The 3,736-nt window shown below is 60.0% G+C and carries 5 protein-coding genes; 2 read left to right on the forward strand and 3 right to left on the reverse strand.

Features of this window, described 5'->3' with window-relative positions; translation table 11 throughout:
* The 3 genes from EN893_RS23680 to EN893_RS23690 form a co-directional block, all read right to left on the reverse strand.
* Window positions 1–527 (reverse strand): transglutaminase-like cysteine peptidase (locus EN893_RS23680; protein ID WP_128361816.1); only part of this gene is annotated, 527 nt, incomplete at its 3' end.
* Window positions 528–638: 111 nt separating this feature from the next.
* The gene (locus EN893_RS23685; protein ID WP_236383445.1) at window positions 639–1,256 is read right to left on the reverse strand and encodes a PilZ domain-containing protein; all 618 of its coding nucleotides are present in this window, start codon (window positions 1,254–1,256) and stop codon (window positions 639–641) included.
* Window positions 1,257–1,433: 177 nt separating this feature from the next.
* Window positions 1,434–2,066, reverse strand: a complete 633-nt coding sequence (locus tag EN893_RS23690; protein WP_023812148.1) for a PAS domain-containing protein — start codon at window positions 2,064–2,066, stop codon at window positions 1,434–1,436.
* Window positions 2,067–2,454: 388 nt separating this feature from the next.
* Between EN893_RS23690 and EN893_RS23695 the strand changes: the two genes are divergently transcribed.
* Together EN893_RS23695 and EN893_RS23700 are read left to right on the forward strand one after the other, a co-directional pair.
* Entirely contained in the window at window positions 2,455–3,213 is a 759-nt protein-coding gene (locus EN893_RS23695; protein WP_127269621.1) for a rhomboid family intramembrane serine protease, read from the forward strand.
* Between the two features lie 87 nt (window positions 3,214–3,300).
* Window positions 3,301–3,732, forward strand: a complete 432-nt coding sequence (locus EN893_RS23700; protein ID WP_027039198.1) for a CBS domain-containing protein — start codon at window positions 3,301–3,303, stop codon at window positions 3,730–3,732.
* Window positions 3,733–3,736: the final 4 nt, after the last annotated feature.

The raw sequence follows: 3,736 nt of genomic DNA on the forward strand, positions 1-3,736 counted from the left end.
AGATAGGTGTAGTCGGTGTCCGTCCAGGACAGGACCTTGGTCTCGAGATTGTCGAGGATGAATTCTCCCAGGCTCGTGCGCACGGTCAGCACCGCGTGGCCGTCGCCATTCGGCTGGCGCGCCACTGTCATCAGCAAATTGCCGGCCGGCACGCCCGCATCCATCAACTCGCGGCGCTTTTCCAGCGCGTAATCCTCGCAATCGCCATAGCCATTGGCCGGATAGGCCCAATATTCCTCGACACCGTAGTTTTCCATGTCGGTGCGCGGCTTGATGCGAGTGTTGACCGAATTGTTGATGTTGACGATCGTCGCCCACAGTTTGCGGGTCAGTTCGACCGGCGCACCCTTCGGGGTCCGTTCGCTGCATTCGCCAGGACTGCGCTGGCAGAACTCATAATGGCCAACAGGCTGGGTGGTGCGTCCGCCGGTGTGCATATAGGCCGGTCCCGCGGCATATGCTGATCCCCAAGCGGAAAGCTGCATCGCCATTGCCACCAGCAACAGCTTGCCCCTCGTGTTCTTCATTGTTGTAGTCTCCCCGTTCGAAGGAGACATTGCCACATGTGGATTTATTTGACGCAAAAGCTCGAAGTAGATATTGAGTAAAACTCCAGTAGAATAAACGTAAAATTTGAATCATTTGAGTATTAATTCGTTTGCATATTGAGGCGCCAATCTCGGTGCGCGGAGGGCTCCCAAGCCCGCCAAGAGTGGGCTAAGCATGCCGGTCATGGCGTCGAAAACAAAAAACCGGCCACACTGGATGCCAATCGCCGGCTTGACGTCGATCTCGACCGCGGCGCCGGAGAGCGAAAGGTCGATTATACGGCATTGGTACTGGCGGCCGTCGGTGAGCTGCAGCACGCTGGTCGGATTGCGCGGCGCGACGCGCTCGTGGCGGCGATCTTCCGGCAGGTCGAGTTCATGCTTGTTGGCGAGCCAGGTCAATTGCGCGGCCAGCTTGTCCTTCTTGCGATCCGACGCGATGACGGTCATCGCGAAACCGTCCTGCAAGGTGCGGGTGACTACACCTTCGATGCGGCCGATATGATCGATGTAGGCAATGATTTTTTCGCCGGGCATGCCGATGCGGTCGGTGCGAAACGCGACATTGCCCGGTGACATGTCGACGACCTGGCAGGGGTGTTCGGTGCGGTCTTCCAGCATGAAGCGTCCGTAGATTTTAACCCGGACGCGCTGAAAGTTACGCCTTTCAGCTTGGGACGGCGCATAGTCGACCGCCGCTGACCTCATGACTGCCTACACCCCGTTTGGCATCCCGCGCGCCGATGCGAGGAACTTCATCAGAGAAGTACAACAAAGCGGGTTAACAAAGGGAAAAAGCGGGCGCTCCAGGGGTTTCCTTTTTGCAGGTCGCGGTGCCAAAACAGCCGCGCAGTTTTGGGCGACGTGCATCAGGCCGCAAACGGACTATTCCTCGCGCCCGCCATCGAACACGACGAGATGGCGGATGCGGCGCGCCCGGCCGAGCGCCGAGATCGTCTCGGGTGCTCCAAGTTCATCGGGAACGAGCGAGGGAACATCGATCGCCGGGCGATTGTTGAGAAGCTCCTTCTCCGGATCGATGACGCGTATCGAATCGATCAACGCGTCGGTGATCGGATCGGCACCCAGCCAGAAGGGCTTCTCCACGGCGCTGATGACGCCCAGGCAACGCGGATTTTCGACACCGCCGTCCAGCGGCAGGGCAAGCAGTTCGAACTTGTTGGAGCGCCCGTTGCGGCTGAAACCCTCATAGCTGATGAGCACGACCGACTTCTGCTCGAAGACGCCATGGATCAGCCGCGAGACGAGCCGCTGATCCTTCTCGCGCCACAGCGATGGAAAGGAAAACCCCTTGAGTTCGCGGCCGTAGCAGGCGCAAAGCCTGGTGCCGGCCAGCCGGAATACGGCCTGTCCGCGCGTGTCCCGCTCCAGGATAAAGGTGTCGGCCAGCAGCGACTTGATGTCGGCCGGCTCGACCTCCGAACGCTTCGGGGCAGGGCGTCCATCACGCAGGCGGTTCCAATATTGGAACAGCGTGATCGATCCATTCTGGTTCATACTATGCTGCTCCGCGCAATCTGTCGTCTGATGTCCCATCGGTGAACAGAAGGGCGCCCTCCGATGACCTACATGCGTTGCGGAGCAGGAAGCGTGCCAGCGTCGTTAACACTTGTTCACGGGTCGGGGCCGTTAAGGTTAACAAGTGGTTTACGTTGCATCGAAGCGAGCCCCGTGGCACACAAAAACCACTCCAGAAGCGGTCGTTTCGCGACGATCGGCAGCACTTCAGTCAAGAGTTTTAGGGGAGCAGGGGGCTCGACCAGCCGTTCAAGGGAAACCTTGAACGGCTTCTTTTTTGATTCGCGCCGCGGCGATTCGCGGTTTGCGGTTCGGTCCGTGGTGATCTAGATGCTCGAGCCCCGAATCCCGCAGAGTGCAATTTCAAATGAGTGAACCGGCATCTCCCTCGGAAGTCGACCCGGTCGAGGGCGCACCTGAACCGCGGCGCGAGCCGGTGTTCAACCTGCCGCCCGTCGTGCTGGCGGTGATCGGCATCTGTGTCGTCGTCTACCTGTTGCAGCAATATGTGTTGAGCGAATCCCAGCAGATGACATTGCTGTATGACGGGGCCTTCATCCCCGTTCTCTACACCGGGCAATACGGCTTCGACTGGTTCCTGTTTTCGCGGCCCTTCACTTATGCCTTCATGCATGGCGGCTTTGCCCATATCGCCATCAATATGGTGTGGCTCGCCGCGTTTGGTTCACCATTGGCAAACCGTCTGGGAGCGCTGTGGTTCGCGCTGTTTTTTGCCGCAACCGGGCTGGCTTCGGTCGCGCTTTTCTGGGCGATGCATCCTTATGGTGAGGCGCCGCTGGTCGGGGCTTCCGGTGCGATATCGGGCATGATGGGGGCTGCGGCGCGTTTCGGCTTCCGCACCGACCGTTCGGCCGGCAAGGCCGCCTTCGCCGGCCCTGTGCTGCCGATCGCATTCGTATTGCGCCTGCGCGGTGTCGTGATCTTCCTCGCCATGTGGATGGTCATCAATCTCGCCACCGGCCTGCTCGGGTTTGCCCCAGGGGTAGATGGTCAGATCGCCTGGGAGGCTCATATTGGCGGCTTTGTCGCGGGCTTCTTCGGCCTGCGCTGGTTCGACAGGCGATGGCAGGCGCCCGAGTGGGAGACGACTGACCACCGCACTTGAAATGCAACCGATCACGGCGCACGATGTTCACTCTTACGTGAAGGCCGGTCAGGGCAGGAACCGGCAGGCAAAGCAGAGGAGGACGCCATGACGGTGAAGGCAATTCTCGAGAGAAAAGGCCATGACGTGTTGACGCTCGGGCCGAACGAAAAGCTGAGCGAAGCCATCCGCATCCTGGCAGAGCACAAGATCGGTGCGCTGGTCATCACCAATGGCGATCGCAAGATCGTCGGCATCCTGTCAGAGCGCGACATCGTCCGGGTTGTCGCCCGGGAAGGTGGAGCCGCGCTCGATATCGCGGTGCGTTCGGCGATGACGCCGAAGGTGAAGATCTGCAACGAAAATCACACCGTCAACGAGGTGATGGAGATTATGACCCGCGGCCGTTTCCGCCATCTGCCGGTGGAAAAGGACGGCATGCTCGATGGCATCGTGTCCATCGGCGACGTGGTCAAGCGCCGCATCGAGGATGTCGAGCGCGAGGCCGACCAGATCAGGGCCTATATCGCCACTGCCTGAACGG

It is taken from the genome of Mesorhizobium sp. M7A.F.Ca.CA.004.04.2.1 (assembly GCF_004022825.1).
Classification (GTDB): Bacteria; Pseudomonadota; Alphaproteobacteria; order Rhizobiales; family Rhizobiaceae; genus Mesorhizobium.

Coding starts and splice junctions, on each gene's coding strand:
- EN893_RS23685 (WP_236383445.1), bottom strand. CDS start 1,256: ATGAGGTCAGCGGCGGTCGACTATGCGCCGTCCCAAGCTGAAAGGCGT.
- EN893_RS23690 (WP_023812148.1), bottom strand. CDS start 2,066: ATGAACCAGAATGGATCGATCACGCTGTTCCAATATTGGAACCGCCTG.
- EN893_RS23695 (WP_127269621.1), top strand. CDS start 2,455: ATGAGTGAACCGGCATCTCCCTCGGAAGTCGACCCGGTCGAGGGCGCA.
- EN893_RS23700 (WP_027039198.1), top strand. CDS start 3,301: ATGACGGTGAAGGCAATTCTCGAGAGAAAAGGCCATGACGTGTTGACG.